23 protein-coding genes, 2 pseudogenes and 1 riboswitch are annotated in these 26,894 nt (G+C 74.0%); of the genes and pseudogenes, 10 read left to right on the forward strand and 15 right to left on the reverse strand.

Going from position 1 to position 26,894, the window contains the following annotated elements; genetic code table 11:
* Positions 1–244 precede the first annotated feature (244 nt).
* Genes ACFY04_RS21235 through ACFY04_RS21250 form a run of 4 tightly spaced genes read left to right on the forward strand, consistent with a single transcriptional unit; the run spans position 245 to position 4,638 of the window.
* Positions 245–1,270 (forward strand): hypothetical protein, encoded by a 1,026-nt coding sequence (locus ACFY04_RS21235; protein WP_389118717.1) that lies wholly within the window; start codon positions 245–247, stop codon positions 1,268–1,270.
* A complete protein-coding gene (locus ACFY04_RS21240; protein ID WP_389118718.1) occupies positions 1,267–1,902 on the forward strand; it encodes a toxin-antitoxin system, toxin component in 636 nt (211 codons plus the stop codon). The genes ACFY04_RS21235 and ACFY04_RS21240 overlap by 4 nt, the downstream gene beginning before the upstream one ends.
* Before the next feature lie 16 nt (positions 1,903–1,918).
* Entirely contained in the window at positions 1,919–3,433 is a 1,515-nt protein-coding gene (locus ACFY04_RS21245) for an NAD(P)/FAD-dependent oxidoreductase (RefSeq protein ID WP_389118719.1), read from the forward strand.
* Positions 3,430–4,638 carry an MAB_1171c family putative transporter gene (locus tag ACFY04_RS21250; RefSeq protein WP_389118721.1) on the forward strand — a complete coding sequence of 403 codons (1,209 nt, stop codon included), beginning with the start codon at positions 3,430–3,432 and terminating at the stop codon, positions 4,636–4,638. The genes ACFY04_RS21245 and ACFY04_RS21250 overlap by 4 nt, the downstream gene beginning before the upstream one ends.
* 117 nt (positions 4,639–4,755) lie before the next feature.
* Here ACFY04_RS21250 and ACFY04_RS21255 read toward each other — a convergent pair whose 3' ends face one another.
* Positions 4,756–5,601, reverse strand: coding sequence for a bifunctional 5,10-methylenetetrahydrofolate dehydrogenase/5,10-methenyltetrahydrofolate cyclohydrolase (locus ACFY04_RS21255; protein WP_327388424.1), 846 nt, complete (start codon positions 5,599–5,601; stop codon positions 4,756–4,758).
* A gap of 78 nt (positions 5,602–5,679) precedes the next feature.
* Positions 5,680–5,782: riboswitch (ZMP/ZTP riboswitch) on the reverse strand.
* Positions 5,783–5,839: 57 nt separating this feature from the next.
* Between ACFY04_RS21255 and ACFY04_RS21260 the strand changes: the two genes are divergently transcribed.
* Both ACFY04_RS21260 and ACFY04_RS21265 read left to right on the forward strand, forming a co-directional pair.
* A complete protein-coding gene (locus tag ACFY04_RS21260; RefSeq protein ID WP_389118723.1) occupies positions 5,840–6,601 on the forward strand; it encodes a class I SAM-dependent methyltransferase in 762 nt (253 codons plus the stop codon).
* Between the two features lie 214 nt (positions 6,602–6,815).
* Positions 6,816–8,408: an RNA polymerase sigma factor gene (locus ACFY04_RS21265; RefSeq protein ID WP_389118724.1), complete on the forward strand. Its 1,593-nt coding sequence runs from the start codon at positions 6,816–6,818 to the stop codon at positions 8,406–8,408.
* 150 nt (positions 8,409–8,558) lie between these two features.
* Here ACFY04_RS21265 and ACFY04_RS21270 read toward each other — a convergent pair whose 3' ends face one another.
* From ACFY04_RS21270 to ACFY04_RS21295, 6 genes are all read right to left on the reverse strand, one after another.
* Complete coding sequence (locus ACFY04_RS21270) at positions 8,559–10,370, reverse strand: hypothetical protein (RefSeq protein WP_389118810.1); 1,812 nt, start codon at positions 10,368–10,370, stop codon at positions 8,559–8,561.
* Positions 10,371–10,372: 2 nt separating this feature from the next.
* Entirely contained in the window at positions 10,373–11,434 is a 1,062-nt protein-coding gene (locus ACFY04_RS21275; RefSeq protein ID WP_314246328.1) for a MoxR family ATPase, read from the reverse strand.
* 100 nt (positions 11,435–11,534) lie between these two features.
* Positions 11,535–11,975, reverse strand: coding sequence for an SRPBCC family protein (locus ACFY04_RS21280; RefSeq protein ID WP_314246326.1), 441 nt, complete (start codon positions 11,973–11,975; stop codon positions 11,535–11,537).
* Between the two features lie 41 nt (positions 11,976–12,016).
* Positions 12,017–13,423, reverse strand: coding sequence for an amino acid permease (locus tag ACFY04_RS21285; RefSeq protein WP_389118727.1), 1,407 nt, complete (start codon positions 13,421–13,423; stop codon positions 12,017–12,019).
* A gap of 75 nt (positions 13,424–13,498) precedes the next feature.
* Positions 13,499–15,733 carry a phage holin family protein gene (locus tag ACFY04_RS21290; protein ID WP_389118728.1) on the reverse strand — a complete coding sequence of 745 codons (2,235 nt, stop codon included), beginning with the start codon at positions 15,731–15,733 and terminating at the stop codon, positions 13,499–13,501.
* Between the two features lie 189 nt (positions 15,734–15,922).
* Entirely contained in the window at positions 15,923–16,327 is a 405-nt protein-coding gene (locus ACFY04_RS21295; protein ID WP_314246320.1) for a hypothetical protein, read from the reverse strand.
* A gap of 120 nt (positions 16,328–16,447) precedes the next feature.
* On the opposite strand from ACFY04_RS21295, the gene ACFY04_RS21300 reads away from it, so the two are divergent.
* On the forward strand, positions 16,448–17,224 hold the full coding sequence (locus tag ACFY04_RS21300; protein ID WP_389118811.1) for an MBL fold metallo-hydrolase: 777 nt from the start codon (positions 16,448–16,450) through the stop codon (positions 17,222–17,224).
* Between the two features lie 92 nt (positions 17,225–17,316).
* The gene (locus ACFY04_RS21305) at positions 17,317–17,850 is read left to right on the forward strand and encodes a DedA family protein (protein ID WP_389118812.1); all 534 of its coding nucleotides are present in this window, start codon (positions 17,317–17,319) and stop codon (positions 17,848–17,850) included.
* A gap of 103 nt (positions 17,851–17,953) precedes the next feature.
* On the opposite strand, the gene ACFY04_RS21310 is transcribed toward ACFY04_RS21305, so the two are convergent.
* Positions 17,954–18,100 carry a hypothetical protein gene (locus ACFY04_RS21310; RefSeq protein ID WP_389118730.1) on the reverse strand — a complete coding sequence of 49 codons (147 nt, stop codon included), beginning with the start codon at positions 18,098–18,100 and terminating at the stop codon, positions 17,954–17,956.
* Between the two features lie 86 nt (positions 18,101–18,186).
* Positions 18,187–18,861: pseudogene (locus ACFY04_RS21315) on the reverse strand (serine hydrolase); the annotation flags it as partial.
* Between the two features lie 62 nt (positions 18,862–18,923).
* Between ACFY04_RS21315 and ACFY04_RS21320 the strand changes: the two are divergent.
* On the forward strand, positions 18,924–19,385 hold the full coding sequence (locus tag ACFY04_RS21320; protein ID WP_389118732.1) for a MarR family transcriptional regulator: 462 nt from the start codon (positions 18,924–18,926) through the stop codon (positions 19,383–19,385).
* Positions 19,386–19,400: 15 nt separating this feature from the next.
* Here ACFY04_RS21320 and ACFY04_RS21325 read toward each other — a convergent pair.
* The 3 genes and pseudogenes from ACFY04_RS21325 to ACFY04_RS21335 all read right to left on the reverse strand — a co-directional run.
* Positions 19,401–19,658, reverse strand: a pseudogene (locus ACFY04_RS21325) (hypothetical protein); the annotation flags it as partial.
* Positions 19,659–19,863: 205 nt separating this feature from the next.
* Positions 19,864–21,081: an aminotransferase class I/II-fold pyridoxal phosphate-dependent enzyme gene (locus ACFY04_RS21330; protein WP_389118734.1), complete on the reverse strand. Its 1,218-nt coding sequence runs from the start codon at positions 21,079–21,081 to the stop codon at positions 19,864–19,866.
* Between the two features lie 161 nt (positions 21,082–21,242).
* Positions 21,243–21,815: a TIGR03086 family metal-binding protein gene (locus ACFY04_RS21335; RefSeq protein ID WP_389118735.1), complete on the reverse strand. Its 573-nt coding sequence runs from the start codon at positions 21,813–21,815 to the stop codon at positions 21,243–21,245.
* Between the two features lie 200 nt (positions 21,816–22,015).
* Here ACFY04_RS21335 and ACFY04_RS21340 point away from each other — a divergent pair, with 200 nt between their 5' ends.
* Positions 22,016–22,867, forward strand: a complete 852-nt coding sequence (locus ACFY04_RS21340; protein ID WP_389118736.1) for a methyltransferase domain-containing protein — start codon at positions 22,016–22,018, stop codon at positions 22,865–22,867.
* Positions 22,868–23,030: 163 nt separating this feature from the next.
* Here ACFY04_RS21340 and ACFY04_RS21345 read toward each other — a convergent pair whose 3' ends face one another.
* From ACFY04_RS21345 to ACFY04_RS21355, 3 genes are all read right to left on the reverse strand, one after another.
* Positions 23,031–25,004 carry a DUF5107 domain-containing protein gene (locus tag ACFY04_RS21345; protein ID WP_389118737.1) on the reverse strand — a complete coding sequence of 658 codons (1,974 nt, stop codon included), beginning with the start codon at positions 25,002–25,004 and terminating at the stop codon, positions 23,031–23,033.
* A gap of 65 nt (positions 25,005–25,069) precedes the next feature.
* The gene (locus ACFY04_RS21350; protein ID WP_389118739.1) at positions 25,070–25,969 is read right to left on the reverse strand and encodes an arginase family protein; all 900 of its coding nucleotides are present in this window, start codon (positions 25,967–25,969) and stop codon (positions 25,070–25,072) included.
* A 72-nt stretch (positions 25,970–26,041) separates the two neighbouring features.
* On the reverse strand, positions 26,042–26,806 hold the full coding sequence (locus ACFY04_RS21355; RefSeq protein ID WP_389118741.1) for a hypothetical protein: 765 nt from the start codon (positions 26,804–26,806) through the stop codon (positions 26,042–26,044).
* Between the last annotated feature and the right edge of the window lie 88 nt (positions 26,807–26,894).

Raw genomic sequence — 26,894 nt, forward strand, 5'->3', positions numbered from 1 at the left:
GTGGTCATGGGCCGATCGTACCGGCTGCGGACCGCGCCCGATCCGTCGTCCGCGCTCCCGTCCAACACCTGCTGTCCGGACGGGGCTTGTCGTGCGGCTGCGGGGGGGGTGGGGGGATGCCAACCCTTTTTGAGCTGTACGGCAGGAAACGTTGGGGTTCCTCTGGTTCGGCCAGGGGCGGGAGGCTAGGCTTCACGGAGCCCGAATCACTCGAACGTCTTGTCGACATATGGAGAATCCGCCGGTGCGAGCCGCCGCCCGACCCGATCTCGCCGCCGTCTGGCGCCGCACCTGGGCACTGGCGCAGGAGCACGGGCAGGATCCGGCCGAGGTGCTGGCGGTGGAGCGGCTGAGTCATCTGTCCGGGGTCGAACCCGGGCGCGTACCCCAGGTGGTGGCGGGCACCGCCGTGGAGGCGCCGCTGGAGCGGCGGGTGCACCAGCGGTTCCTGCGGCTGCGCGCGACCCGGCGCGACAAGCACGGCCGGGAGTGGCCGCTGGCGGCCATCGCCGACGACTTCGACGCCCCCGGCGCCTCTCTCGGGCCGCTCAACGCCGGTACCGGGCTGCCCCGGATGGGTCACGCGGCCGGTGTGCAGCGGTTCTTCGGCGTCCACGCCGGTTTCCTCCTGGCCGACAGCAAGAGCGCGGTGGAACGCGCCCTCGCCCTGTCCTCCACCACCGTCTCGGACGGCCGGGACGACCTGGAGCACCTGTCGTACCTCACCGGTATGACCCCGCAGGCCATCCGGCTCACCCTCGACGGCAGGCCGCCCCGGCTGCCGCTCAAGGAGCAGGTGCACCTGCGGTTCGAGCACCTGCGCCGCACCCGCGTACGGGAGGACGGCCAGCCCCACTCGCTGGCGGCCATCGCCAAGTCCTTCGACGCGTCGGGGCAGTCGCTGACCCGCCTCGCCCAGGGCGAGGGCCTGCCGAACCTCGCCGCGGCAGCCGGCATCCAGCGCTTCTACGGCGTCGAGGGCGGCTTCCTGCTGGCCGACGACACCGAGGCGCTCTCGAGCGCCCTTGCCCTGATCGAGGGCGAGTTGGAGTCCGCGGTGCGGGACCGGGAGAACCCGATGCTGGCGGTGCTGCGGGCGCACGACGTGCGCAGCATCGTCACGCGGGCCGGGCGGCTGTCGCCCCAGGGCTGGAAGTCACTGGCCGACCACTTGGACGACCTCCTCGCGCGCGAGGGGCAGCTCGGAGTTCCGGGCGCGAAGAGCGGGGCGCCGACCGAGGGCGCCGCCGCCGAGGGAGACACACCATGAGGACCACACGGGCCATGCGCAAGCTGGGCTCCGAACTGCTGGAGGGTGCGCGCCTGACGCCGCCGGCCGACGCCGGGGAGATCATCGGGGCGCTGTGCGCCGCCTACGCCGAGCGGCGCGGCTCAGGGCGGAAGGTCGACGTCCATTTCACCTCCTTCCCGCCCGACACCGCGAGCGGGCTGTGGCTGGAGCTGGACGACGTCGACCTGATCGTCGTCGAGCAGCACACCCGGCCCGAACACCAGCTCGTCATCGCGTGCCACGAGCTGTGGCACCTGGACGAGGGCACCTGCGACAGCGTCGGTCCGGGCATGCTGGTGGCTGCCCGGCTGGCCGGACACCCCGGCCGCCTCGCCGATCTGCTGACCTCCGGCCCCGGGCTGGACGCGGTGGTCCGGCAGGCCGCCGCCCGCGCCGACCACGGGGATCCGGCGGAGATCCGGGCCGAGACCTTCGGCCTGCACCTCGGCAACGCGCTGCGCTCCTACCTGCCCTCTCCCCGGGAACAGCAGCTCCCCGAGGCCATCGAGCGCATCAAGTCCTCACTCGGCTGGGGAAGCCCCGTGCCACGCCGTGACCCGCACCAGCCGGTCGCCGCATCCCTCACGCCGATGCCCTCAGCACGGCCCTGACAGAGAGCACGCCACGATGAACCAGTCCACCCCGCCCCGCCACGCAGTCGTCATAGGCGGCAGTCTGGCCGGCCTCCTCGCGGCGGCTGTCCTCGCCGAGCACGCCGCGGTCACCGTCATCGACGCCGACCCGCTGCCCGAGGGTCCGGCCCCGCGCCGTGGACTCCCGCAGGCACGGCACACCCACCTCCTGTGGTCGGGCGGTGCCCGTGCCATCGAGCGGATCCTGCCCGGGATCACCGACGACTGGACGAAGGCGGGGGCCATCCGCCGCAGCCTGCCCACCGACCTGGTCACCAAGACCGCCCACGGATGGATCCCCCGGTGCGGGGAGAAGCAGTTCAACATCTCCTGCAGCCGCGATCTCCTCGACTCGGTGGTCCGCGCCCGGGTGACCGGGCTGAAGGGGGTCTCCACGCTCCAGCGGAGCCGGGTCCGCGCCCTGGAGGGCACGGCGTCCCGGGTCACCGGCGTCCTCGTCGACACCCCGGAGGAAGCGGGCCGGCTGCTGACCGCCGACCTCGTGATCGACGCGAGCGGCCGCGGCTCGCGCGCCCGGACCTGGCTCCAGGCGCTCGGCGTGACCGGGATCCGGCAGGCCGAGGTCGACTCGGGCCTCGTCTACGCGACGAGGATCTTCGAAGCCCCGGCCGGAGCCCACGAGATGGGCTTCCCCATCGTCAACGTCCAGTCCGACCCCCGGGTGCCCGTCCCGGGTCAGACGGCCACGATCGTGCCCATCGAGAACGGCCAGTGGCAGGCCACCCTCTCCGGGACCCGCGGCGGCCAGCCGACCAATGACCCCGACGCGTTCATCCCGTTCGCCAGGGCCGTCCGCGACCCGATCGTCGGTGAGCTCCTGGAGGGCCGCAAGCCCCTGACGGACGTCGCCGTCACCCAGGGCACCGCCAACCGCCGGATCTACTTCGAGAAGGCCGAGCTGCCCGACGGCTTCTTCGCCGTCGGCGACTCCGTCGCCACCTTCAACCCGCTGTACGGACAGGGCATGAGCGTCGCGGCCCAGGGGATCCTGGCCGTACGCACCCTGCTGCGGGCGAAGGGACTGGAGCATCCCGGGATCGGCCGCGAGGCGCAGCGCGCCATCGCGCCGCAGGTCAGCACCGCCTGGGAGCTCGCCACCTCGCAGGACATCCTGTATCCGGGGGCCACCGGGATGACGCCGCGCGCCGGCAGTGGTCTGCTCAACGGGTACGTCAACCGGCTGATGACGGGAGCCACCACCGACGAGGCGCTCACCGCCGCCCTGCTCAACGTCCTCACCATGAGCATCGCGCCCACCCACTGGCTCCGTCCGTCGGTGGTCTGGCACGTCCTGCGCGCCTCGGACCGGGGCGCGCTGAAGGCGCCGCCGCTCACCGCCGCCGAGCGGGCCGTCGCCGGGCTCGACCGGGCGCCCGTCACAAAGCCCGGTGCCGACACCGGCACGGGCACGGGCACCGGCACCGGCACGGGCGCCGGCCCGTCGGCGGACCCGGTCGGCCCCGCCGACGCCGTCGGACAGGCCCGATGAGCGGCAGGATCCTGCCGCTCCTGCCCGCGTCCCTGATGGTCCTGGCGCTGCTGATCAAGCTGCCGAAGCTGCGCCGGGACCGGGACCGGCCGCTGAACCGGACGGCGTGCGCGCTGCTCGCCGTCGGGGCACCCATCAACTTCCTCGCATCGCCGTCGACCATCGCCTCGGTCAACCGCCGCACCGGCGTGGTCAACTTCTCCGCGCCCCTGGTGTTCGGCCTGTGCACGGTGTTCTCCGGGCTGTGCGTCGTCCTGGTCCTGCAGTGGCGCGGCGGGCCGCCCGCGGCCGTGCGCCGGGCCACCCGGCTGACCACGGCCCTGTTCGGCACCGCGACCGCGGCCATCGTCGTCCTGTTCGTGATCGGCGACGCGCCGGTGGAACGGCTCCAGGACCTGGACACGTACTACGCGACCACGCCCTGGATCCGCGAGATGATCGTCTGCTTCCTCGTGGCGCACACGATGGGCACCTCGGCGCTGACCTGGCTGTGCGGCAAGTGGCTGACGCGCGCGGACCGCGCACTGCGCCCGCTGCGCACGGGGCTGGCCCTGATCGTGGTCGCCGGGCTGATGGACCTGGCCTACCTGGCCGCCAAGTGGGCCTCGGTCGTGGCCCGCTGGACCGGCCACGACCTGGTGTTCCTGTCCACGGACGTGGCGCCGCCACTGGCCGGGGCCGCCGGGCTGCTGCTCGGTGCCGGGTTCGTCGTGCCGCTGGTCGGCGGGTCGGCGACATGGCTGGCCCTCAGCCAGTACCGGCGGCTGCACCCGCTGTGGAAGGCACTGCGCGGATTCGCCGCGACCCAGGGACGGACCGTCCCGCTGGCCTGGTGGTCCCCGGTGGGGATCCGGCTGATCCACCGCGAGTCGGTCATCGACGACGGCATCCTGGCGCTGGCCGGCTGGTTCGACCCCCGGGTGCGCAGCGCCGCGTACGAGGAGGCCCTGGGCCGGGGTATGGGCGAGGCGCAGGCCGCCGCGGTCGCGGACGCGGCCGTTCTGGCGGCCGCATGCCGCCTGAAGGCCGCCGCCGCGGGCGGACCCCTGCCGGGACCGGCCGCGATCCCGGAGCCCTACCGGCTGGGCCGGCGGCCCCTGACCGCCCTGGCCGACGCGTTCCGTACCTCCGGCATCGTCGCCGCGGCCCGTGACGCGGCCACCGCCGGCACGCCGGACCTGAACCCCGACCCGGTCGGCGCCTGAGGCGCACGGCCCCGGGGCCCGGACACCCGGGGAAAACGCGACGCCCCGGACCGAGGGCCGGGGCGTGCGTGAGCGCGTGTGCGTGCCTGCGTCGTACGCGGGATCCGCGCGGTGGGATCAGAGCTCCGCGAGGTCCAGCCCGGCCTGCGCGGCGGCCGCCTGCACGGTCTGCTCCAGCAGTACGGCGATGGTCATCGGGCCGACACCACCCGGCACCGGAGTGATCAACGAGGCCCGGGCGGCGGCCGACTCGAAGTGCACGTCGCCGACGTTGCCCTCGTTGTAACCGGCGTCCAGGACCACCGCGCCCGGCTTGATGTCCTCGCCCCGGATGAACTCGGCCTTGCCGACGGCGGCGACCAGCACGTCCGCCTGGCGCACGATCGAGGGCAGGTCCTGGGTGCGCGAGTGGCAGTAGGTGACGGTGGCGTTCTGCTCCAGCAGCAGCATCCCGGCCGGCTTGCCCAGGATCGCGCTGCGGCCGACGACGACGGCGTGCTTGCCGGTCAGGTCCACGTCGTAGGCGGCGAGCAGCCGCATGATGCCGCCGGGGGTGCAGGAGACGAAGCCCGGCAGCCCGAAGCCCATGGCGGCGAAGGAGTGCATGGTGACCCCGTCGACGTCCTTGCCCGGGGCGATGGCCTCGAAGGCGGCGCGCTCGTCGATGTGGTGCGGGACGGGGTGCTGGAGCAGGATGCCGCTGATCTCCGGGTCCTCGGACAGCGCGGTGAGCGTGGCCACCAGCTCCTCGGTGGTGGTCTCGGCCGGCAGCTCGACGTGGCGGGAGGTGATCCCCGCCTTGGCACAGCGGTTCTGCTTCATGCGGACGTAGGTCACGGAGGCCGGGTCCTCGCCGACCAGCACGGTCGCGAGGCAGGGCGCGGTGCCGGTGCGCTCGGTGATCTTCGCCGCGTAGGCGGCGGTCTGCTCCGAGATGCGGCGGGCGAGGGCCGTGCCGTCCATAAGCTGGGCGGAGCCGGCGGCAGTGTCAGTGGCAGTCTGGGCAGTCGTCACGGGGTCTCCTGAACGTCGCTGCGGATCGCGGTTCGCCCAGGCGCGCGGCAGCCGACGTACCGGAGGTCCACAGGTACGCCGGGCCGCTCCCCGGTGGTGATCCACCCGAACGCCAGTCACGGCCCGCCGACCACTGTAGTCGACATATCCGGTGGTTGTCGGGCGTCCGACCTGGGACGATCAATGCATGACGCGTACTTTCGACCACCTTGTCGCCGAGGCCGAGTCCGTCTCCGTGGACGGCTGGGACTTCTCCTGGCTCGACGGCCGGGCCACCGAGCAGCGCCCCTCCTGGGGCTACCAGAAACTGATGAGCGAGCGCCTGGCCCAGGTCCGGTCCGCGCTGGACATCCAGACCGGCGGCGGTGAGGTTCTGGCCGGCTGCGCTCCGCTGCCACCGCTGATGGTCGCCACCGAGTCCTGGCCGCCCAACATCGAGAAGGCGACGCGGCTGCTGCACCCGCTGGGCGCGGTGGTGGTCGCCGACGCCGACGAGCCGCCGCTGCCCTTCGGCGACGCGGCCTTCGAGCTGGTGACCAGCCGGCACCCGGTGACCATCTGGTGGGAGGAGATCGCGCGGGTGCTGACGCCGGGCGGCGGATACCTCTCGCAGCAGGTCGGTCCGGCGAGCGTCTTCGAGCTCGTCGAGTACTTCCTCGGCCCGCAGCCGGAGGAGATCCGGCGCGCCCGGCACCCCGACGACGCGGTCGCCGACGCCACCGCGGCCGGCCTCGAAGTCCTCGATCTGCGCTCCGAACGTCTGCGCACGGAGTTCCACGACATCGGAGCCGTGATCTACTTTCTACGGAAGGTTATCTGGATGGTGCCCGGCTTCACGGTCGGGCAGTACCGGGACCGGTTGCGTGAGCTCCACGAACGGATCGAACGCGACGGTCCGTTCGTCGCTCACACCGCCCGCTTCCTCATCGAAGCCCGCAAAACGGGCTGATCTGAAGGGCGGACGGATCTGCGCCGGATCGGGTTGCGTGGCCACAGCGTGGCGCAGGTCACTCAATTCAGCGCGTAACGAATCGACTCGGGCATGCGATGAACCGACAGGTGTCCTCGCGCGGCCCGGAATACAGACCCCCCTCGGGTCTGTTTCCCGAGTTCGCGCGATGATGTCCCGCCCACCCTTATCTGTTCGCAACGAGAGGCTCCTTGTGTCGCTCAGCCCGTCCCGTACGTTCCCTCCGGAGATCGCCGAATCCGAGGCCCTTGTCGCGCTCGTCGAGCGCGGCCGCGAGCAGGGTCACATCAACGGTGACGACGTGCGCCAGGCCTTCGAGGCCGGCCGCATCCCGGTGGACCAGTGGAAGCGGGTCCTGCGCAGCCTGAACCAGGTCCTGGACGAGGAGGGTGTCGCCCTTCACGTCAGCGCGGCCCCCGCCACCAAGGCTGCCGCCAAGAAGCCCCGCAAGGCTGCCGCCGCCCCGGCCCGCACCGTGGCCAAGAAGGCCACCGCGGCGCCGCGCCCCATCGGTGCCCGTAAGACCGCGGCGACCACCGCGGCGACGGCCGCCACCACCGCCACGGCGATATCCGCTTCGTCGGCCGCAGCCATCGGGGACGAGGCGTCGGCCGAGGCCGCCGCCGAGCCGAAGAAGCGCACGGTCAAGAAGACCGCCGTGAAGAAGACCGCCGTGAAGAAGACCGCGGCGAAGAAGACCAGCGCCAAGGACGCCGACGAGGGCGAGACCCCCGCCGTCGAGGGCGAGGACTGGGCTGCCGAGGACCTCGCCGACGAGGCCGAGGACGAGGCGCCCAAGGCCGGCGGCACCCAGGGCTTCGTCCTGTCCGACGACGACGAGGACGACGCCCCGGCGCAGACGGTCATGGTGGCCGGTGCCACCGCCGACCCCGTCAAGGACTACCTCAAGCTCATCGGCAAGGTGCCGCTCCTCAACGCCGAGCAGGAGGTGGAGCTCGCCAAGCGCATCGAGGCGGGTCTGTTCTCCGAGTACAAGCTCGAAGAGGAGGAGGACCACAAGCCCGCCTTCAAGCGCGAGCTGGAGATCCTGGTCGAGGACGGCCGCCGCGCGAAGAACCACCTGCTGGAGGCCAACCTCCGCCTCGTGGTCTCCCTCGCCAAGCGCTACACGGGCCGCGGCATGCTCTTCCTGGACCTGATCCAGGAGGGCAACGTCGGTCTGATCCGCGCGGTCGAGAAGTTCGACTACACCAAGGGCTTCAAGTTCTCCACGTATGCGACCTGGTGGATCCGGCAGGCGATCACCCGTGCCATGGCCGACCAGTCGCGCACCATCCGCATCCCGGTGCACATGGTCGAGATCATCAACAAGCTCGCCCGCGTGCAGCGCCAGATGCTCCAGGACCTGGGCCGTGAGCCCACCCCGGAGGAGCTGGGCAAGGAACTCGACATGACCCCCGAGAAGGTCATCGAGGTCCAGAAGTACGGCCGTGAGCCGATCTCCCTGCACACCCCCCTGGGTGAGGAGGGCGACAGCGAGTTCGGTGACCTCATCGAGGACTCCGAGGCGGTCGTCCCGGCGGACGCGGTCTCCTTCACCTTCCTCCAGGAGCAGCTCCAGTCCATCCTGGGCACGCTCTCGGAGCGCGAGGCGGGCGTGGTCTCCATGCGCTACGGCCTCAACGACGGCCAGCCGAAGACCCTGGACGAGATCGGCCGCGTGTACGGGGTCACCCGTGAGCGCATCCGCCAGATCGAGTCCAAGACCATGTCGAAGCTGCGCCACCCGTCGCGTTCGCAGGTGCTGCGCGACTACCTCGACTGAGTCGATCTCCTCCAGCACGCCCCTGACCTGCGGATCCGCGGGTCGGGGGCGTTCTGCGTCTGCATCCGGTCACGGGTCGGGGCCGGCCAGGGGTCCGGTCAGAGGTCAGGCCAGGGGGTCCGGTCAGGAGGTCCGGCCAGGGGGTGCCGGTCAGGTCAGGCGGAAGACGGGTCCCTTGGGGGTGAACGGCAGGGAGGCACCCTGGGGGATCAGATAGGCGTGTTCGCGCCGGATGCGCAGGGTGTCGCACCAGCCGTCCGTGATCACCAGGACCGGGGCCCCGGGCGGGAAGTCCTCCGCCCGCTGCAGCAGGTCGATGCCCGGCTGCAGCTCGGTCCCGCCGCGCCCGCGGACCCGTACCCGGCCCGCGATCTCGGTCGGGGGCAGATAGCCCGCGTCGTACGGCGCCGCGTCGCAGAAGACGACGCGGGCCGCCGGTACGTCGCGGGCTTCCGCGTACGAGGCGATCGCGCCCAGCGCCTTGCCGAGCAGGGCGGCGTTCATCGACCCCGAGGTGTCGAGGACCACGCCGAAGGTGCAGCGGGCGACCTCCTCGGGCGGGAAGGAGCGGCCCGCGCGCGGGATGTCCGGGGTGGAAGCCTGGCGGCGCGCCGGGCGCGCGAAGCTCCGTACCGGCTCGGGGCGCGGCACGTACTCGTCGAACCAGCGGGCGAGCCGGGCGTCCCACGGCACGGGCGGGTGGGCCAGGGCCCGGATCTCCTGGATCAGCCCGGCGGGCAGCAGGCCGCGCTCCCCGTACGTGTGCAGGTCGAAGCCCTGGACCAGGCCGCGCCGGTAGAACTCGTCCAGGTCGGCGTACGGTGCGCTGCCCGGATGGGGCAGCGGGTCGCCCAGGATGTCCCCGCGGCCCTTGCCGCGCAGGGTGGCGAGGCGGCGCATCCGGCGCAGGTCGGTGGTGATCCGGTCGTAGACCTCCTCGACGGAGAGGTCCTTCAGCTCCGGGTCGTGCAGCAGCCCGGCGGGCATCTCGCCGACGCCCATCTCCACCAGCCAGCCGTTGACCACGTAGTCGGCGGCCACGTTGTGCAGGTACGGGTCCCGGGCCCCGCGGCGCTCGCCGTGGCGCAGGGCGGCGTGCAGCATCTCGTGAGCCAGGATGAACCGCCATTCCCCCTCCTCGAACCTGCGCAGCGGGTTGACGTAGATCTCCCCGGCGGTGGCACTGACCGCGGCGATGTCGATGTCCTGGGCGCGGGCCAGCTCGGCGTCGGCGACGATCTTCAGGCCGCTGGCGAGGCCGCCGAGGAGCGGGTAGGACGAGACGAACCAGTTCAGGGCGCGGTCCCACGGGCGCTGCGCCACGCGTTCCCCCGTGACCCGGTCGCGGCGCCCGCCGGCGACCTCCATGGCGGCGGAGACGCTGCGGGTCAGGGCGTGCGCGAAGGCGGTCTCCCAGTCGGGGACCGGGGTGGAGTTCCATGCGTTCCAGGTGACCAGGAGCTGGTCGGGGTGGTCGCCGGCGGTGCCGCAGAGTGCGTGGGCGGCGGGGATGCCGTCCCGGCGCCAGCGGGCCGCGAGCAGTTCCTCGTCACCGCCGGGGTACTCGGCCGGGAGGTCGTCCGGGGGCCGGACGGACGGCTGGGTCAGCAGGAAGCGGTTGACGACGGCACAGCGGGCGGCGAGGACGAAGCGGTCGGGCTGCACGCGGTCCCGGCCGGCCGCGGCCGGGACGTGGCCGAAGCCGAGGTGGAGCAGGGCGTGGGCGAGGGCCCAGGCCCAGGTCCGGGGCTCGGCGCGGAGGCCGGAGCGGACGTGGAGGACGCCGTTGGAGTCCACGGCGACCAGGCCCGCGGCGGGGGTCCCGGGGCACTTGGGCTGCTCGCACACGCTCCCGCCGACGGCGGCGAGGGCCGGGTTCCGCTTGACCAGGGCGAGCCCCTCGGCGAAGGCCTGGGCGGCGGGGTCGGGCTGGGTCTTCTTCTTCGGCCGGGGGCGCGACACGCTCACCGGCGGGCCTCGACCAGGCGCGGCATGTCCCGGGCGGCCTCCACGAGAAACCAGGAGGGCAGCACGGGCAGGCCGTCGGCGTCGTCGGCGATGACGGTCTGCGCCACCTCCACGGAGATCTCGGCGAGCTGGACCAGCAGTGCCTTGGCCCGGTAGGCGGTCTGGCGCAGGGCGGGCGAGACGTGCTCGCGCTGTGCGGGCAGCTCCTTGACCAGGCGGCCGCGGAAGGCCTCGGCGAGGTAGTAGAGCAGGTCGCGGTCGGCGGGGCGGGTGGGCCAGGAGGCGTCCCCCTTCATGATCGCCTCGATGCCGAAGCTGTGCCGCACGATCTTGGCGTAGCCGCAGAAGGAGACGGCGTGCGCGGGGGTGAGGGTGCCGTGCGCGATCACCTTGAGGGTCTGCTCGTCCAGTTCCGTGCCGAAGGAGTGCAGGGCGTCGGAGAGCATGTGCCAGGAGCGCGGGGTGGAGAAGGGCTCCTCGGTCTTGGGCGGCTGCGACCAGAGGTGGTCGGGGCGGTCGGTGAGGTAGTCGGTGACCCAGGGGTGGATGCCGTGCTCACCGGCCCAGACCAGCCAGTCCTGTGCGGACGCCTGGAGGTGGACGTGGGTGAGGCGGTTCACCAGCGCGGAGGCGATCGGCCGGGCCAGCGCGTTGTCGGTGGCCCGGTTGCCCGCGCCGATGACGATGGAGCCGGCCGGGAGCTCGTAGGAGCCGATCCGGCGGTCGAGGATCAGCGAGTAGAAGGCCTTCTGGACGTCCGGGCTCGCGGCGTTGAGCTCGTCGAGGAAGAGGCAGTACGGCTCGTCGCGGGCGATGGCCTCGGGCGGGCAGAAGACGGACCGGCCGTCGCGGATCTGCGGGACGCCGATCAGGTCCTCGGGGGCGAGCTGGGTGCCGAGCAGGCTGACGCACTCCAGCCCCAGCGCGTCGGCGAACTTCCTTACGAGCGAGGACTTTCCGATGCCGGGAGCCCCCCAGAGGAACACCGGCCGGACCGTGGCGAGGCCGAGCAGCAGTTCTGGGATCTGGGCGGGGGTGACGGTGACGGCAGCCTGCACGGGCGTGGATGTCCTCGGGGTGGGGCGGGTGTGTGGTGCGGCCAGTGTCGCCGCACCGCGCACCCCGGGGCATCCGGTTTTCCCCCCGCGCCGCGAGCCGTCAGGTTTCGAGGAGGTGCTTGAGCTTCTCCTCGCCCCGGGGCATCTCCTTGCGGACCATGGGCCTGACCACGAGGGGTACGAGGGCCCGGCCCACGCCGCGGCCCTCGAAGTCGACGTCCAGGGTGACGCGGGAGCGGGTGCCGCCGTCGAGGGGTTCGATGGTGCCGCGCACATCGGGTCGTACCGGCCCGTCGACCCCGTGCACGTGCCAGCTCCTCGGCGGGTCGAGCTCCACGAACTCCATGGTCGTGGGGACCCGCCGGCGGCCGATCTGCCGGGTGACGAGGACCCGCGAACCGACGTGCACGGGGAGATCGCCGATCGGGACGGCGGATACGGCGCTGTCCTGCCACTCCGGCAGGTGTGTGGGGTCCGTCAGGTACGAGTAGACGTCCTCGGGCCTGCGGTCGATGTCGATGCTCTTCCTCATCGCGGACATGGCGGTTCCTTGGCGCCCCCTGGCCGACCCCTTCCTCCACGCTACTCCGCGGGGGACGCGGCGGCGCGGTGCTTCCTCGCGGACATGGCGGCGTAGACGAGGACGCCCGCGAAGAGGAAGAGCACGCCCTGGTAGACGGCCGCGTAGCCGGAGCCCGCGACCAGCCACATCGAGAAGCCGAAGGCGAGGGCGGCGAGGACGCCGTCGCGGGCCAGGCGGCCGGGGTGGACCCGCTCGCCCTGCCCGGAGAGCAGGAAGTAGATCTGCGCGGCGGTGGCCAGCAGGTACGGGACGGTCGCCGTGAAGGTGGTGATCAGGACCAGGCTCTCGAAGACGCCCTGGGTTCCGGCGGTGTAGTTGTAGACGGTGAGGGCGGAGGCCAGGGAGACGGTGACGATCACGCCGACGACGGGGACGCCGCGCTTCTTGGTCTCGAAGGCCTTCGGGAAGAGCCCGTCCTTGGCGGCGGCGTAGGGGGTCTGCGCGCTGAGCAGGGTCCAGCCGTTGAGGGCGCCGAGCATCGAGATCACGGCGGCGCAGGCGACCACGGTGCCGCCCCAGGTGCCGCCGAACATGGCGTTGACGGCGTCGGTGAAGGGGGCGGTGGAGGCGACCAGCCGGTCGTGGGCGACCAGGCCGAAGACGGCGACCGTGCCGAGCAGGTACACGGTGGCGGCGCCCACGGTGCCCAGGACCGTGGCCCGGCCGACGTTGCGGGCCGGGTCGCGGACCTCGCCCGCGCTGACGGTGGCGGACTCGACTCCGAGGTAGCTGAACAGCAGGATCGCCGCGGAGGCGGAGACGGCGCCGGCCGCGCTCTGGTCGGTGGCCCGGAAGGGGCCGAGGTTGGCGGGGTCGAAGAAGAACAGCCCGCCCACGGCCACCAGGAGCAGCGGGGCGAACTTCAGCACGGTGGCGACGACTTGCACCGCACCGACGTAGCGGGTGCCCGCCAGGTTGGCGAGGGCCGGGAGCCACTGGACGGCGAGGGCGGCCAGGCACATGGACCACTTGTGCTCGCCCGCGGCGGGGAAGAGCACCGTGAGGTAGCCGACGGCCGCGACGGCCAGGGCCGCGTTCGAGACCCAGGCGGTGATCCAGTAGCTCCAGGCGGCGAGGAAGCCGGCGAAGTCGCCGAAGGCGGCGCGGGCGTAGACGTAGGGGCCGCCGGTCTGCGGGTGGCGTTCGGCGAGCCGGCCGAAGACTAGGGCGAGGGCGATCGCGCCGGCGGTGAGGACGGCGAAGGCGACGAGGCTGATGGTGCCGAAGGGGGCCACCGAGGCGGGGAGGAGGAAGATCCCGCCGCCGATGATGTTGCCCATGACCAGGCAGGTCGCGACGGGCAGGCCGAAGCGGCGCGCGTGGGGGTCGTGGCGCGCGTGGGGGTCGCTGCCCTGCTCGGGGGGTGCGGCGGCGGCCTCGGCGGGCAGGGTTGCGGTGCTGGTCATCGGTGGTGCGCCTCTGGATGTCTCACATGCTGGGCAGGTCGACACATGGTTGACCACCGTGAAAGCGCCACAAAATCAGCGGATTTCGTCCCGCGCGGGCACCCCTGCGGAAGGAAGGCTTCCGCTATTTTCGCCCCCGGGCGGGGTTTCCTCCACCGGCTCCCCCGCGGGCTCGCTCGCGGGCGCCCGCACGGCGGGGTCGCTCGCAAGCGCCTGCACGGCGGGGTCGCTCGCAAGCGCCCGCACGGCGGGGTCTCCCGACGACCGCTCCGCCGGCGGTGCCACGGGCGCGGCCACCGGTACCTGCGGCCCATCCGCCTCCCGCAGCCAGCGCCGCAGCACGGCGTGCACCGCCTCCGCGCCGGCCAGTTCCTCCCCGGGGTCCGACAGTTCCGTGGGCCACATCAGGAACGGGTGCCCCTGCTCCCCGCCCAGCCCGCCGTGCGAGCCGATCTGTTCCTCGAAGGCGTGCACCGCGCCCGTCCGCGGGTCGTACGCCGAGTTCACCATGACGTCCGCCACGTGCGGGAATGCGTCGGTCCGGCGGACGGCCCGCGCCGCGCCCGGGCCGAAGGGAGCCAGCAGTTCCTCCGCCTCGCCCGGGACGTCCAGCCGGGCCACCCTTCCGTCCCGGCCCAGTACCACCCCGTCCACCAGCAGGAATCCCACGCCCGGATGGTTCGCCAGGGTGGGCAGCAGGGCGGGGTGCGCACGCTCGACGCGCGCCCTTGAGGCCCGGCCGGGAATGTCCGGGAAGGAGATCAGGCCGAGGTTGCCCGAGGCCAGCACCACCGGATCGGAGCCCGGCCCCGGGTGCGCCTCCTCGCCCTCCTCCACCGGCCGGTGGAGCGCCGCGAGCACGGCCGCCCGGGCCTCGGCCCCGCTGGGGGTACGGCCGGCCCGGCGCGGGACCGGCAGCCCGCAGCCCGCCCGGACCAGGTCCTTGAGGCTCAGCCCGTAGCGGCCGAGGAAGGTCTCCCCCGGGCTTTGGCCATGGTCGGAGAGCAGCACGATCCGGTACCGGCGCGGCGCGTGCTCGGCGACCCGGACGATCAGCGCGAGGCTCCGGTCCAGGCGCTGCAGCACCCGGTCGGTGTCCCGGCCGCGCGGGCCCGAGTGGTGCGCGACCTCGTCGTAGGCCACCAGGTCGGCGTAGACCGCGGAGCGCCCGGCGAGCATGTCGCCGATCACGGCCGCGACGACCACGTCCCGTTCGACCACGGTCGCGAAGGCCCGGATGAGCGGGTACAGCCCGCCGCGCGACACCCGTGGCCGGTCCCCGCGGATCCGCGCCCGCAGTGACTGGACGACCTCCCGGACCACCTCGGCCACGAAGGACCCGGCCGTACGGACGGCGTTGGCCGGATCGGAGAAGTACGCGAAGTAGCCCGCGCGGGACCGGTTGGCCCGCCCCCGCCGGGCCGAGACCGACAGCACCAGCGCCAGCTGGTCGGCGCCGCCGCTGAACAGGTTGCCCCGGCTCGCCCCGTCCAGCGTGAGCAGTCCGCCGTCCCCGGTGCGCCCCATGGCCCGCCGCTGGAGCTCGGCGGCGCTGGTCGGCCGGTTGCAGACCATCACCTCGCCGGTGTCCTTCTCGTACCAGCGGAAGGCGGGCACGTCGAAGTTGGAGCCGTGCAGGATCCCGAGCTGGCTGGCACCGGTCTGGCTCGACCAGTCCGTGCGCCAGGACCGGGCGCGGTGGCTGCCCTCGAGCAGGCCGGCGACGGTGGGCATCAGCCCGCTGCCGCACGCCCGGCGCAACTCCTCGTACCCCACCCCGTCCAGCTGGAGCATGAGCAGGCCCGGCGGGGCCTCGGCGGCCCGGGACGCGCCCGCCCTGCCCTGCCTGCGGCGGCGCCGGTCGGCGAGCCGGTAGAGCCGCCGCCGGTAGGCCTCGTCGTCGCGCACGGCGAGGGCGGTGGAGGTCGCGGACGCCACCGCGGACATCACGGCGGCGACGACCACCGCGGTCTCGGGGGCCACCTCGCTGCGGCCGTCCGGGATCAGGCTGAGCGCTATCAGCAGGAGCGAGCCGTTGAGGAAGAAGACGAGCAGCCCGAGCACCAGGGCGGGCACCAGCAGCAGGGCCCGGACGAGCACCGGCCAGACCAGCGCGCTCAGCAGGCCGAAGGCCCCGGCGGCCCAGGCGGCGGTCAGTCCGATCTGCGTGATGCTGTCACCGTCGTCGGACTGGAGCCGGAAGTCCGGCAGGATCCCGGCCAGGGCGAGCATCGTGAGGGTGGACACGGCCCAGACGAGGAGCACCCGCACCAGGGCGCTGCCCGCGGTCCGCCACCGTCCTCGCCCCACGCCGCCACCTCCCGCGCGCCCGGTCCCGCCTCCAGGCTCGCACAGCCCGGCGCACCCGGTCGGGCGAAGCGGACGGCGCACAGGGGCGCATGGCGGGCGGGCCGGAGCGGGGCGGGGCAAGGCGGAGCGGAGCGCGTCAGGCGGCCCGGTCAGCTCAGCTCAGCTCAGGTCCGGTCCGGTCCGGTCCGGTCAGGTGCCGTCGTAGCCGGCGGTCGGCATGGACAGCCTGCGGTGCACCTCGGCCTTCATCGCGGAGGTGTACCGGGGCTCCTCGCCCCCGGCGGTCTCCAGCCGTACGCCGCGCCGCTCGCACTCGGCGGTGAACTCCTCGACGGAGCGCAGCGCGCGGGCCAGCACCCGGTGGTTGGCCGCGACGAAGAGGTCGACCTGCCCGGTGTCGACGTCGGACCAGAGCCCGCAGTGATCGGCGCGCAGCCCGTAGACCAGCAGCTGCTTCGTCACGACGTAGCCCCGGTCGGCGGCCCAGCGCGCGCACATGGCGTGCTGGCCGCGGGTGTCCACGGCGAAGGGGTCGGCGTCGAGGTCTTCAAGCGGGGCCAGGCTGGTGATCGCGGCCACGCGCAACTCTTCCATGCCGCCGGACCCTACTCCGATACTCCGCCGTAGAGGAGGGGGCGGCCGAGATCCGGTTCCGAGCGGCCGCGCGGGGCAGACTTTAGGCTCGTGAACGAGGCGCGAGGGAGGGAGGGCCGGGTGCCGGTGGAGATCACCTGGTGGGGTCATGCCACGTGCACCGTCGAGGACTCCGGGGTCCGGCTGCTCACGGACCCGCTGTTCGCGCGGCGGCTCGCGCACCTGCGGCGGCGGCGCGGGGCGGTGCCCCCGCCCGAGGCGGCGGTGGCGGACGTGGTGCTGGTCTCCCATCTGCACGCCGACCACCTGCACCTGCCCTCGCTGGCCCGGCTCGCGCCCGGCACCCGGCTGCTGGTGCCGCGCGGGGCGCGCCGGGCCGTGCCGGGGCTGGCGCGGGTCGCCGGGCTGCGCGGGCTGGCCGTGACGGAGGTGGTGCCGGGCGAGGAGGTCCCCGTACGGGACGGCGTACGGATCCGGGCGGTCGGCGCGCGGCACGACGGACGCCGGCTGCCGTTCGGGCCGCACCTGTGCCCGGCGCTCGGTTACGTGGTGCGGGGCGCGGCGCGGACCTACTTCGCCGGGGACACCGGGCTGTTCGACACGATGGCCGAGGAGGTCGGGCCGGTGGACGTGGCCCTGCTGCCGGTGGGCGGCTGGGGGCCGTACCTCGGCCCGGGGCACCTGGACGCGGGGCGGGCGGCACAGGCGCTGGCCCGGCTGGCGCCCGCGGCGGCGGTCCCGGTGCACTACGGGACGTACTGGCCCGTCGGGATGGACGCGGTGCGGCCGCATGAATTCCACGCGCCGGGCGAGGAGTTCGAGCGGCTCGCGCGGCACCTGGCGCCCAAGGTGACCGTACGGGTGCCGCAGCACGGCGAGCGGGTGCGACTGCCGTGACGTGGCGCGAGCTCGCGGCGGCGGCCGGCCAGGTGCCGCCGGAGAGCACCCAGCAGGCGGTGGGGTACCCGGCGCTGTTCCTGCTGGTGGCCATGGGTGCGCTGGTACCCGTCATCCCGACGGGTGCGCTGGTGAGTTCGGCGGCGGTGGTGGCCTTCCACCACCAGTCTCCGCCCTACGGGGTGCTGCTGGTGTTCGCGGTGTCGGCGCTGGCGGCGTTCACCGGGGACATGACGCTGTACTGGCTCGGGCAGCGCGGGGTGCGCTCACGGGGCGGTTCGCGCTGGCTGGAGACACTGCGCAGCCGGGCCACACCGGAGCGGCTGGAGCAGGCGCGGACGCGGCTCGACGAGCACGGGGTACTGGTCCTGGTCCTGTCGCGGCTGGTCCCGGCGGGCCGGATCCCGGTGATGCTGGCCTGCCTCCTGGCGCAGATGCCGTTGCGCCGCTTCGCCCGCGGCGACGCCCCGGCCTGCCTGGCCTGGGCGGCGACGTACGGTCTGATCGGCATCCTGGGCGGCACCCTCTTCGCGGAGCCCTGGAAGGGCGTGGCCCTGGCGGTCGGCCTGGCCCTCGCGATCAGCGCGGGCCCCTCGCTCCGGCGCCGCCTGCGGCCACGCCCCTGAGCCGGCCCCCGGCCGGGGCAGTCGGCCTCGGTCCAGGTCGCGACCGGGTCCCGGCGGACGACGGCGGGTGAGCCGTTCCACCACGCGATCTCGTTGCGGGTTCTTACCGGTCCCGGTGGGGTCCCGGCCGGGCGCCGGCCGGTGGGAGCGCGAGGCCCGTCGGCGTGTTGCGGCCGGTGGAGGCGAGCGTGACCTGTCCGCCGCCCGTCTCGCGGACCGGCACCACCCGGTTGTTTCCGTAGTCGGACACGTACAGGGGCGGGCCGGCGGGCGACGACCGTACGTCACCGGGCTGCGCGGCGCCCGCCGCACCTGCCGCGCCGGGAGGGTGATGTTCGCGCCGTTCGGTACGTCCGCCACGTACTCCGACACCGGATCGCTCAGTCGCAGCTTGCCGTCCTGGGCGAGGAGCATGATCAGCGCTGCGGTCATCGTCTTGGTGTTGGAGGCGATCCGGAAGTGGTCCCGCACGTCCGGCGGATCGGCCTTGCCCCGCTCGACGGTGCCGACGACGGCCCGGTAGGTGCCCTGCGGGGTACGCAGCAGCACCAGGGCGCCGGGGACCATGAGCTTCTTCGCCGCGCGTTCGACGGAGGCTTGGAAGGCGGCCGGGTCGATGGGCTTCAGCGCCGGAGTGGTGGGGACGGGGGTAAGACTGGGGGCGGGCACGGGGGCGGGGGCACCGGCCGTGGCCGGGGTGACGGGTGTGGGTGCGGGTGACGGGTCCGCGAGGGCCAGGGCGGCCGATCCGGCGGAAAGGGAGCCGCCCGCGAGCAGGAGGGCCGTACAGGGCGCCAGCAGGGCCGGGAGGCGGTGGCTCGCCCGGAAGGTCTTCATACGCGCATCACGACCGTCGCGCTCGGCCCCCGAAGCGGGTGGAACCACCCGATTTACCAGGGGAGGCGTCCCCTCCACCTCGCTGCACCCCAGCCACACCCCGCTGCACCCCAGCAGGGGCGGAATCGGGACGGGTCCCGCCGCGGGCTGGACCTCAAGTGCGGTTGAGTTCATAGGGTCTTGTCCATCGCACCACACCGCACCACGCCGCACCACCGACGGGGAGTCGATCCGCCATGGAGTACTCGCACGACGACGCCGAACTGATCCGCCAGCCCATCGGCTACTGGAGCTGGGCCGCCTACGACGCGATCGTGAGCCGCACCCGCGGCGCGCTCGCCGAGCTCGGTACCACCCAGCCCCAGTGGTGGATCCTCGCCCGGGTCGCCCTGGCGGGCGACGAGGTCAGGACCCGGGACGGGTTGACCGAGACCCTGCGGGGCTACCTCGCGGTGGGCGAGGAGGCGCTGTCCGAGGAGATGGACACGGTCATCGTCCGGGGCTGGATCACCGAGGACGCCGGAGGGCGCCTGGAGATGACCCCCGAGGGGCGGGAGTTCTTCGACAGGGCCGCGGCCCTGCAGAAGGACCTGTGGGACGAGCGGCACGCGGGAATCTCCGACGAGGAGTACCTGATCACCCTCAAGGTGCTCCAGCGGTTCATCCACAACGTGGGCGGTCAGGCCTGGCACCACTGAGCCGGGCGCAGCCGCTCACCCGCCGGTCCGGGAGGCCTCCGGGACCAGCGTGCGGGAGGCGCCGATCGGCAGGTCCCAGAGGTCCTCGCGGGGCAGGCCGGCCCGGTGCCAGGCGGCCAGGGTGCGGTGCAGGGGCTCCATGACCGGCTCCGCGGAGAGGACGAAGGTAGCCGATTCCCACCAGTCGAGGTCGGTGACCCGGGTGAAGCCGCGGCGGCGGAACCAGCCGGCCGGGCCCGCCGGTACGAAGAGGGGCGTGTGCCGGGGCAGCCGGTCCGCGAACGAGCGGGGCCAACGGCGGTGTGCGCCGAGCGGGCGCGGCGCGGACGCACGCTCCGGCGCCGCGGGGGCCAGGTCGGGTCCGGAGTCAGGGTCATGGGCGGGGGCATGAGCGGGGGCGGGGTCATGCGCGGGGGCGGGGGCGGGGGCATCCGTCCGGTCCCTCATCGCGAAGTCTCCGTTCAGCGGGGTCGGGTGGTCAGGCCAGCCCGGCCAGGACTGATCCGAGGAGTTCAAGGGAGTCGCGTACGTGCGGGAGCGCGAGCGGATCGCGGGCGGTGAGCGCGGCCAGCCGCTCCTGCGGGGTGGCGCCCAGCAGCGGTCCGGTGGACAACCGCACGCGCAGCGCGCCCAGTTCGTCGGCGAACCGCTGCCCGCCGGGCGTGGGCGCGCCGAGCCGGCCGCCGAGCCAGTCCTCCAGCTCCATCGCGTCGCCGACCCCGTGCCGGGCGAGTCCGGCGCGCAGCGGGGTGAGGTCGGCGTACAGGTGCCGGCCGGCCTGCGGGGGCCGGGCCAGTGCCCCGGCCTCCAGCAGCCGCCGGTGCGCGGCGGCAGCCACCACCCCGTGCAGGGCGGCGGCGGCGTTCGCGCGCCCGGCGACGGCGTCGGGTTCGTCGAGGGCGTGCGCGGCGGCCCCCGCGACGGGTCCGGCGACCATCGCCCCGGTGGCGGTGAGGACGTCGAGGGTACGGGCGCGCAGCCAGGTCCCGCGCGGGGTGTCGGGGAAGCGGACGACGGCGGCGGGCCAGCCGGCCGGCAGCATCGCCCCGGACAGGTCGATGAGGACGGCCGCCTGTTCGGGGAGCATCTCGGCGGGGCTCAGGACCAGGGTCTCGTGGGGCCGGTGGACGGTGTCGCGCCAGCTCTCGTCGCTGACGACGAACAGTCCGGCGGATTCGGCGGCCTCGCAGGCCTCGCGCAGCATCTCGGGCGGCGGCACGGTCGCGGTGGGGTCGTCGGCGACCGACAGCAGCAGCACGCGCGGGTCGCCGCCCTCGGCGCGCACCCGCCGGACGGTCTCCAGCAGGGCGTAGGGGTCGGGTACTCCGCCGCACTCGGCCGGGGTCGGCACGTGATAGGCCCGCCGTCCCAGCAGCCGGACCTGCGGGGTCCACCAGGCGGGACAGGGCCGGGGCAGCATCACGTCTCCCCCGTACGCCCCGAGCAGGGCCAGGAGCAGCGCGGGTGCTCCGGGGCCCGCGGCCACGTTCTCGGGCGAGGTGGTGAGCCCTCGCCGCCCCCAGTGCCGGCAGGCGGCCGCCCGTACGGCCTCGCCGCCGCCCGCGGGTTCGGGGGCGGCGCGTCCGGCGGCCGCGGCGAGCACGGAGAGCAGTTCGGGGAGCACGGGCAGGCCGGGCTGGGGGGCGGGCGGGCCGTACCGGACCGGGCCGCGGCCCTCCGCCGCCGTGCGCTGCATCCCCGCCACCGCTTCCCGCCTTCCGCGCTCGCCCTGCCACGCCCGCCGGACCCCTCGACGCACCGCGGTGCCCCACGATGCCCACGGCGCCCCGCCAGACCTGACCTTTATACGATTATTTAAGGCCATATGCCTGTTGTGCGGGATCCCCGCCTCGCGCGTCAGCCCTTGCGCCCCACCATCGCCAGGAGCCTGGTCTGCGCGTCCGCGCCCGCCGGGACCTCCACCGGCTCGGCGTACGCGCCACTGGCCGCGAGCCCGTCGGCGTACGGCATGATCTCCTTGATCGAGAACTCGACGAGGCTGTCGGGCAGCCGGTCCTGCGCGCCGATGCCCCGGGCGAGGTCCCAGGTGTGCACGACACAGTCGGCGGTCAGTTCCGAGCAGTACGCCGATCCGAGCGCGGGCCCGTACGACAGGCGCACGGTCCGGTCCATCGCGCCGGACGCGGCGAAGGCGGCGTGCGCGGCGGCCGAGGCCCGGTCCCAGGCCGCGACCGGGTCGTCGCCCAGCACGTCGCCGGAGAACCTGCCCGCCAGTTCCTCGACGGTCCGGCCCTCGGCGACCAGCGGCGGGATCCAGAGCTGTTCCGCGGTGACGTGGTTGACCAGCTCCCGCACGTTCCATTCCGTGCACGGGGTCGGCTCTCCCCACTGGCCGCCGCGGACGTCACGCACCCGCTCGCCGAAGAGCCTCAGCGCCTCGGCGTGCCGTTCGAGCAGCGTGTCCGTCATGACCCTCACCGCCCTCTGCCATGGGGATGTGTCCCCCTGCTGCCACTCTCCTCGCACCCGCATCAGCCTGCCACCGCCCCACCCGATCCCCTTGGCGCACACCATCCATGTCCACATGTCAAAACGCCGATCTCAGATGACGAACTGATCGTCTACGGTGGGGACAACGCTTCGACGAGGAAACGAGGAGGGGTCCGGCCATGAACACCGCCGGCGAAACCGCCACCAGGGAAGCCGCAGCCAAGGAGACCGCCGTCTACACGCACGGCCACCACGAGTCGGTGCTGCGCTCGCACCGCTGGCGCACCGCCGAGAACTCCGCCGCGTACCTGATCGGCGAGCTGCGCCCCGGGATGCGGGTGCTGGACGTCGGCTGCGGCCCGGGCACGATCACCGCGGACCTGGCGGAGCTGGTCGCGCCGGGCGGGCACGTCACCGCGGTCGACGCCGCCGAGGACGTCCTGGAGCAGGCCCGCGCGTGCGCCGAGGAGCGCGGCCTGGGCGAGGCCGTGTCCTTCGCCACCGCGGACGTCCACGCGCTGGACTTCCCGGACGGCTCCTTCGACGTGGTCCACGCCCACCAGGTGCTGCAGCACGTGGGCGACCCGGTCCAGGCGCTGCGCGAGATGCGGCGGGTGTGCCGGCCGGGCGGGATCGTGGCCGCGCGCGACGCCGACTACGCGGCGATGACCTGGTATCCGGCCGCGCCGGGCCTGGACGACTGGCTGGGCCTGTACCGGCGGGTGGCCCGCGCCAACGGCGGCGAACCGGACGCGGGCCGCCACCTGCGGGCCTGGGCCCGGCAGGCCGGTTTCACGGACGTGGCCTCCTCGGCGACGGCCTGGTGCTTCGCCACCCCGGAGGAGACCGCGTGGTGGTCGGCCCTGTGGGCGGACCGTACGCAGGCCTCCGCGTACGCCTCCGTCGCCACCGGCGGCGGCCACACGACGGCCGCGGACCTGGCGGCCGTCGCCGACGCCTGGCACGCCTGGGGCGCGGAACCCGACGCGTGGTTCTCGGTCCTGAACGCCGAGATCCTGTGCCGGGCCTGACGCCGGGCGGCCTCGCCCTCGGGAGTGCCTGCCCGTTGATATAGCGTGTGCACGTCAATACGCATCTCACGCACACCGGGGGACACACCCATGACCGGACCGCCGCAGGGACCCTCGCCCCAGCAGGGGTCCGGCAAGCGGTTCGTGCTCTGCTTCGACGGGATCAAGAAGAAGTAGGCGGCCGCATCCTGAAGTCGTAGCGCGCGGGCAGCGGGCACTCGGTGAGGGTGGACCAGACCTCGGCGAGGGTCTCCTCACCCTCCCGCAGGTCCGGGAGTTCGAAGCCGTCCTCGAAGACCCGGCGGGCCGCCCGCACATGCCCCTCCGCCGCGAGGAGCCGGGCCGCGAGGAGCCGGAAGCGGCCCTGTTCGCGCAGGGCGGGCCGCAGCCGGTCCCAGACGGCGCGGGCCTGCGGCAGCCGGCCCGCCGCGAGGAGGGCGGCCATCGCCTCCTGGCCGAGCGCCGACTCGGCGGCCGTCCACGGCTCGCCGCCTCGGCTCTCCACGGCCAGGTCCTCGAAGGCCGCCGCGAATCCGTCGGCCGCCCTCTCCGCGTCGCCCGCCAGGGCGTCCGCCACCGCCAGGCACCGCAGCAGCGGCCACCGCGAGGGGGCCAGCGCCATCCCGCGCTCCCAGCTGCGTACCGCCTGGGCCACGTCCCCGGCATGCCACTGGGCCACGCCCAGGTGGTACTCCGTCAGCGGATCCGCCGCGGCCGTCTCCAGCATGTCCCGCCAGTGCGCGGCGACCAGGCTCGGCCCCGGCGGGACCACCCGGGGCGGGGCCGGCAGGACGCCCGTGCGCCAGAGCTGCAGCCACGGCTCCTGCTCCTCCCCGAGCATGTCCTCCGCGAACGGGGTGCCCGGCAGCTCGAATCCCCCGCACAGAAGCTCCAGCGCGCCCCAGCCGGAGCCCTGCGCCAGCCGCTCCCCCGGCTCGGTGTCGGCCCGGCCCCGCCACGCCTCGTACGCCGCGTCCACCCGCTCCCGCGGCAGTGCGGCGTCCAGCGCACCCTCGGCCGCGCCGCGGGCCGCCGCCCAGTCCGCGCCGTGCACCTGCGCCGGATCCGCCGACAGCGGCCCGTACGCCTCCAGCCAGCTGAACTCCGACCCGCCCTCCAGCCGTACGTGCTCCAGCTGGGTCCGGGCCAGCCCGGCCTGGATCTCCGCGTAGCCGCCGGTGCCCGGCTCGGTCAGCCACTCCTGCCAGCGCCGGCCACCGCCGCCCGCGCCCCACACGAACAGCTTGCGCCCGCGCAGCCGCGCGGTGGAGGTCTGCACGAGCCCGTGCCCGGCGGCGTCCAGGGCGGCGATCCAGGGCCGGGCCCCGCCCTGGACCTCGTAGAAGAAGTCGGCCGGATACTCGCCGCGCAGGGGGTACGTGCGGTCCGCGCCCTCCCACTCCGGTACGGGGATGCGGCGCAGCGCGCGCTCGTAGCCGAAGTGCCAGGCCTCGTCGGCGGGGGCGAGCACCCGGGTGCCGGGGTCCTCCGGGACGGCGATGTTGGACCACCAGTACACGGGGGCGGGCCGCTCGTGCGGGTTGCGCACGCGGACGCCGACGTAGAGGAACTCCGAGTCCTCCGGCAGCCACAGGTCCACCTGGAAGGGCAGGTCGCGCAGCCGCTCCCACTCCCACAGCCGGACCATCACGCCCCCGTCGGGGGCCGGGACGAGCGCGGCGTGCACCGGGGCGCAGGACAGGGTGGTGTGTCCGGTCGCACCGGTGTTCCACTCGATGCCGCCGGAGAACCAGGCCCCGTTGAGCGCGAAGTTGGCCGGCTGGAACACCGGGTTGCGGTAGAGGAGTTCACGGCCGGTCGGCAGGTGCACGAGCGAGTGGACGCGCCCGCCCAGGCCCGGGAGCACGGTGACCCGGAGGTGGTCGTTCTCGATGACGATCGACTCGAACTCCCGCTCCACACGCTCCCGTCCGTACCCGTCGCGGATCCGTACGGGCAGGAGCGAGCGCAGTGGCTCGTAGCCGATCTGCCGTGCCATGTCGCGCGGCATCCCCTCGCGCGCACGCTCGTCCAGTACGTGCGCGTCGTCGGGCGCGCGCAGGGCCGGCAGCGGGTTGTCCGGGCCCAACGGGGCTGCGGGGAGGGTCAGTACGGCACGTCGGACGGTGGTGGCCATGAAGGAAATGGAACACGCCACGGCGGCCGGTGCACAGGGGTTCCGCGGATCACCACCGGTCAGGATTACGCAAAGGCGCCCGCGACCAGGTCGGCGAGGAGGGCGCCCGCACGTCCGTCCGGATCCAGGTCCGGGTCGTAGATCGTGACGTTGAGCCCGGCGCAGCGCGGTGATCCCACCAGGACGGCGAGCAGTTCGGCGAGTTCGTCGGGGAGCAGGCCGCCGGGGTCGGGGCTGTCCACGGCCGGCATGACGGCCGGGTCCAGCACGTCGGCGTCCAGGTGCACCCAGAACCCGGCGGTCTCCGGCGGGTGCAGCCCGTCCAGGGCCGCCCGGGCCACCGGTCCCGCGCCGCGCCGGCGGATCTCCCCGACGGTGGCGACGGAGATCCCGGCCGCGTGCAGCTCGGCGAGGTCCGGGTCGCCGTCGCGCAGCCCGAAGAGCCGCACGTCCTCGTCGCGCAGGTAGGGGCCGCGCCCTTCCAGGTCGGCGAGATCCGCCTGGCCGCGGCCGGTCGACAGGGCCAGCTCCTCGCCGCCGGCGGCGCCGACGGGTCCGTTCACGGCCTCGTTGCCGGTGTGGCGGAAGTCGGCGGAGCCGTCGATCGCGGCCAGGCCGTAGCGTCCCAGGCGGCGCATGGCGAGGGCCGCGCCGAGCTGGATGGAGCAGTCGCCGCCGAGCACGACGGGGAACTCCCCCGCCCGCAGGTGCCGTTCGATGCGGTCGGCGAGGGTGACGGTGTACGCGGCGAGGGCCTCGGCGTGGAACACGCCGTCGCCCTCCCGCCAGTCGCCGCGGTCGTAGCGCGGCGGCACCACCTCCCCGCCCTCGATGGCACCGAGCCGGGCCAGCAGCCCTTGCTCGCGCAGGGCACCGGCGAGCTTGTAGACGCCCGGCACGGTGCCGGGCGCGGGCGGGCGCAGCCCGAGATTGGAGGGGGCGTCGAGGAGCACGAGGGTTCGCATGCCCTCATCCTGTGCGATGCGGCCCCGCGGGGCCCGGCATTTCCCCGGCGCCGCCCCGCGGGGCCCACCGCGTCACCGGTTCCCGTAGTTCTCCACCAGGTCGGCGATCAGCGCGGACAGGGCGTCGGCCCGGTGCCGGTCCTCACGCTGGTTCCGCAGGGCCTCGTCGGCGGCCCGCAGCCTGGCGAGGGCGGCCGGCTCGCGGTCCGTCACCTCGTCGATCAGCGGCACGGTGACCAGATCCAGGCATGCGGTGAACAGGAGCCGGGTGGCAGGGGCGGGGGCACCTGGATCAGGCGGGGCAAAGGTGGTGGTCAGGTAGCGCACCGGGTCGGTCAGGCTCCAGCCGACGACGGTTCCGTGCTGGACCAGGAGCGCCACGTCGGGGGCGATGCCGATGCGGGCTTCCAGAGGCTCGTCGAGAACGTCGAGGTCACGCAGGCAGGTCAGCACGGTGTCCCCGGGGGCGCGGCACAGCTCCGTGGTCACCTCCAGGCGGAAGTCCCGGACCTCCTCCGCGCGAAGACCGGCCGGGCGGACGAGCGGTGCCACCGGGACACGGGCCGCGTCCTCGGCATCGGTGTCCCCGCAGGGCAACTGGACCACGACGCCGACCAGTTCCCGGGAGCCCGGGTCGAAGCAGAGCTCGTCGGGGGTGTCCCACAGCCACGGCCGGCTGCCGAAGGTCTCGCCGAGGAACCGCTGCCATTCCTCCACGTCCGCGTACGGCGCGACGCGCACGCAGAAGTCCCGGAAATCGAAACGCGGGGCCATGCCCAGGGGTTCCCCCGTCACCGTCGCGGTCCAGTCGCCGTCAAGGGCCAGCTTCACGGTCATAGTCGGTCCGTCCGATCCGCCCCGCCCCGGCGCGGCCGCGCGACGAGCGTCAGCACCACGGACCGGGACGAGCCGGACCCGCTCGGAG

Origin of the sequence: Streptomyces sp. NPDC001549 (genome assembly GCF_042894025.1) — a bacterium.
Classification (GTDB): domain Bacteria; phylum Actinomycetota; class Actinomycetes; order Streptomycetales; family Streptomycetaceae; genus Streptomyces; species Streptomyces kutzneri.

What these genes read in the sequence shown, in the direction of transcription:
- ACFY04_RS21335 (WP_389118735.1), bottom strand. Translation starts at nt 21,815, where the DNA reads ATGACGGACACGCTGCTCGAACGGCACGCCGAGGCGCTGAGGCTCTTC.
- ACFY04_RS21245 (WP_389118719.1), top strand. Translation starts at nt 1,919, where the DNA reads ATGAACCAGTCCACCCCGCCCCGCCACGCAGTCGTCATAGGCGGCAGT.
- ACFY04_RS21320 (WP_389118732.1), top strand. Translation starts at nt 18,924, where the DNA reads ATGGAGTACTCGCACGACGACGCCGAACTGATCCGCCAGCCCATCGGC.
- ACFY04_RS21280 (WP_314246326.1), bottom strand. Translation starts at nt 11,975, where the DNA reads ATGTCCGCGATGAGGAAGAGCATCGACATCGACCGCAGGCCCGAGGAC.
- ACFY04_RS21240 (WP_389118718.1), top strand. Translation starts at nt 1,267, where the DNA reads ATGAGGACCACACGGGCCATGCGCAAGCTGGGCTCCGAACTGCTGGAG.
- ACFY04_RS21285 (WP_389118727.1), bottom strand. Translation starts at nt 13,423, where the DNA reads ATGACCAGCACCGCAACCCTGCCCGCCGAGGCCGCCGCCGCACCCCCC.
- ACFY04_RS21350 (WP_389118739.1), bottom strand. Translation starts at nt 25,969, where the DNA reads ATGCGAACCCTCGTGCTCCTCGACGCCCCCTCCAATCTCGGGCTGCGC.
- ACFY04_RS21345 (WP_389118737.1), bottom strand. Translation starts at nt 25,004, where the DNA reads ATGGCCACCACCGTCCGACGTGCCGTACTGACCCTCCCCGCAGCCCCG.
- ACFY04_RS21355 (WP_389118741.1), bottom strand. Translation starts at nt 26,806, where the DNA reads ATGACCGTGAAGCTGGCCCTTGACGGCGACTGGACCGCGACGGTGACG.
- ACFY04_RS21255 (WP_327388424.1), bottom strand. Translation starts at nt 5,601, where the DNA reads ATGGACGGCACGGCCCTCGCCCGCCGCATCTCGGAGCAGACCGCCGCC.
- ACFY04_RS21295 (WP_314246320.1), bottom strand. Translation starts at nt 16,327, where the DNA reads ATGGAAGAGTTGCGCGTGGCCGCGATCACCAGCCTGGCCCCGCTTGAA.
- ACFY04_RS21340 (WP_389118736.1), top strand. Translation starts at nt 22,016, where the DNA reads ATGAACACCGCCGGCGAAACCGCCACCAGGGAAGCCGCAGCCAAGGAG.
- ACFY04_RS21330 (WP_389118734.1), bottom strand. Translation starts at nt 21,081, where the DNA reads ATGCAGCGCACGGCGGCGGAGGGCCGCGGCCCGGTCCGGTACGGCCCG.
- ACFY04_RS21260 (WP_389118723.1), top strand. Translation starts at nt 5,840, where the DNA reads ATGACGCGTACTTTCGACCACCTTGTCGCCGAGGCCGAGTCCGTCTCC.
- ACFY04_RS21250 (WP_389118721.1), top strand. Translation starts at nt 3,430, where the DNA reads ATGAGCGGCAGGATCCTGCCGCTCCTGCCCGCGTCCCTGATGGTCCTG.
- ACFY04_RS21305 (WP_389118812.1), top strand. Translation starts at nt 17,317, where the DNA reads ATGGGTGCGCTGGTACCCGTCATCCCGACGGGTGCGCTGGTGAGTTCG.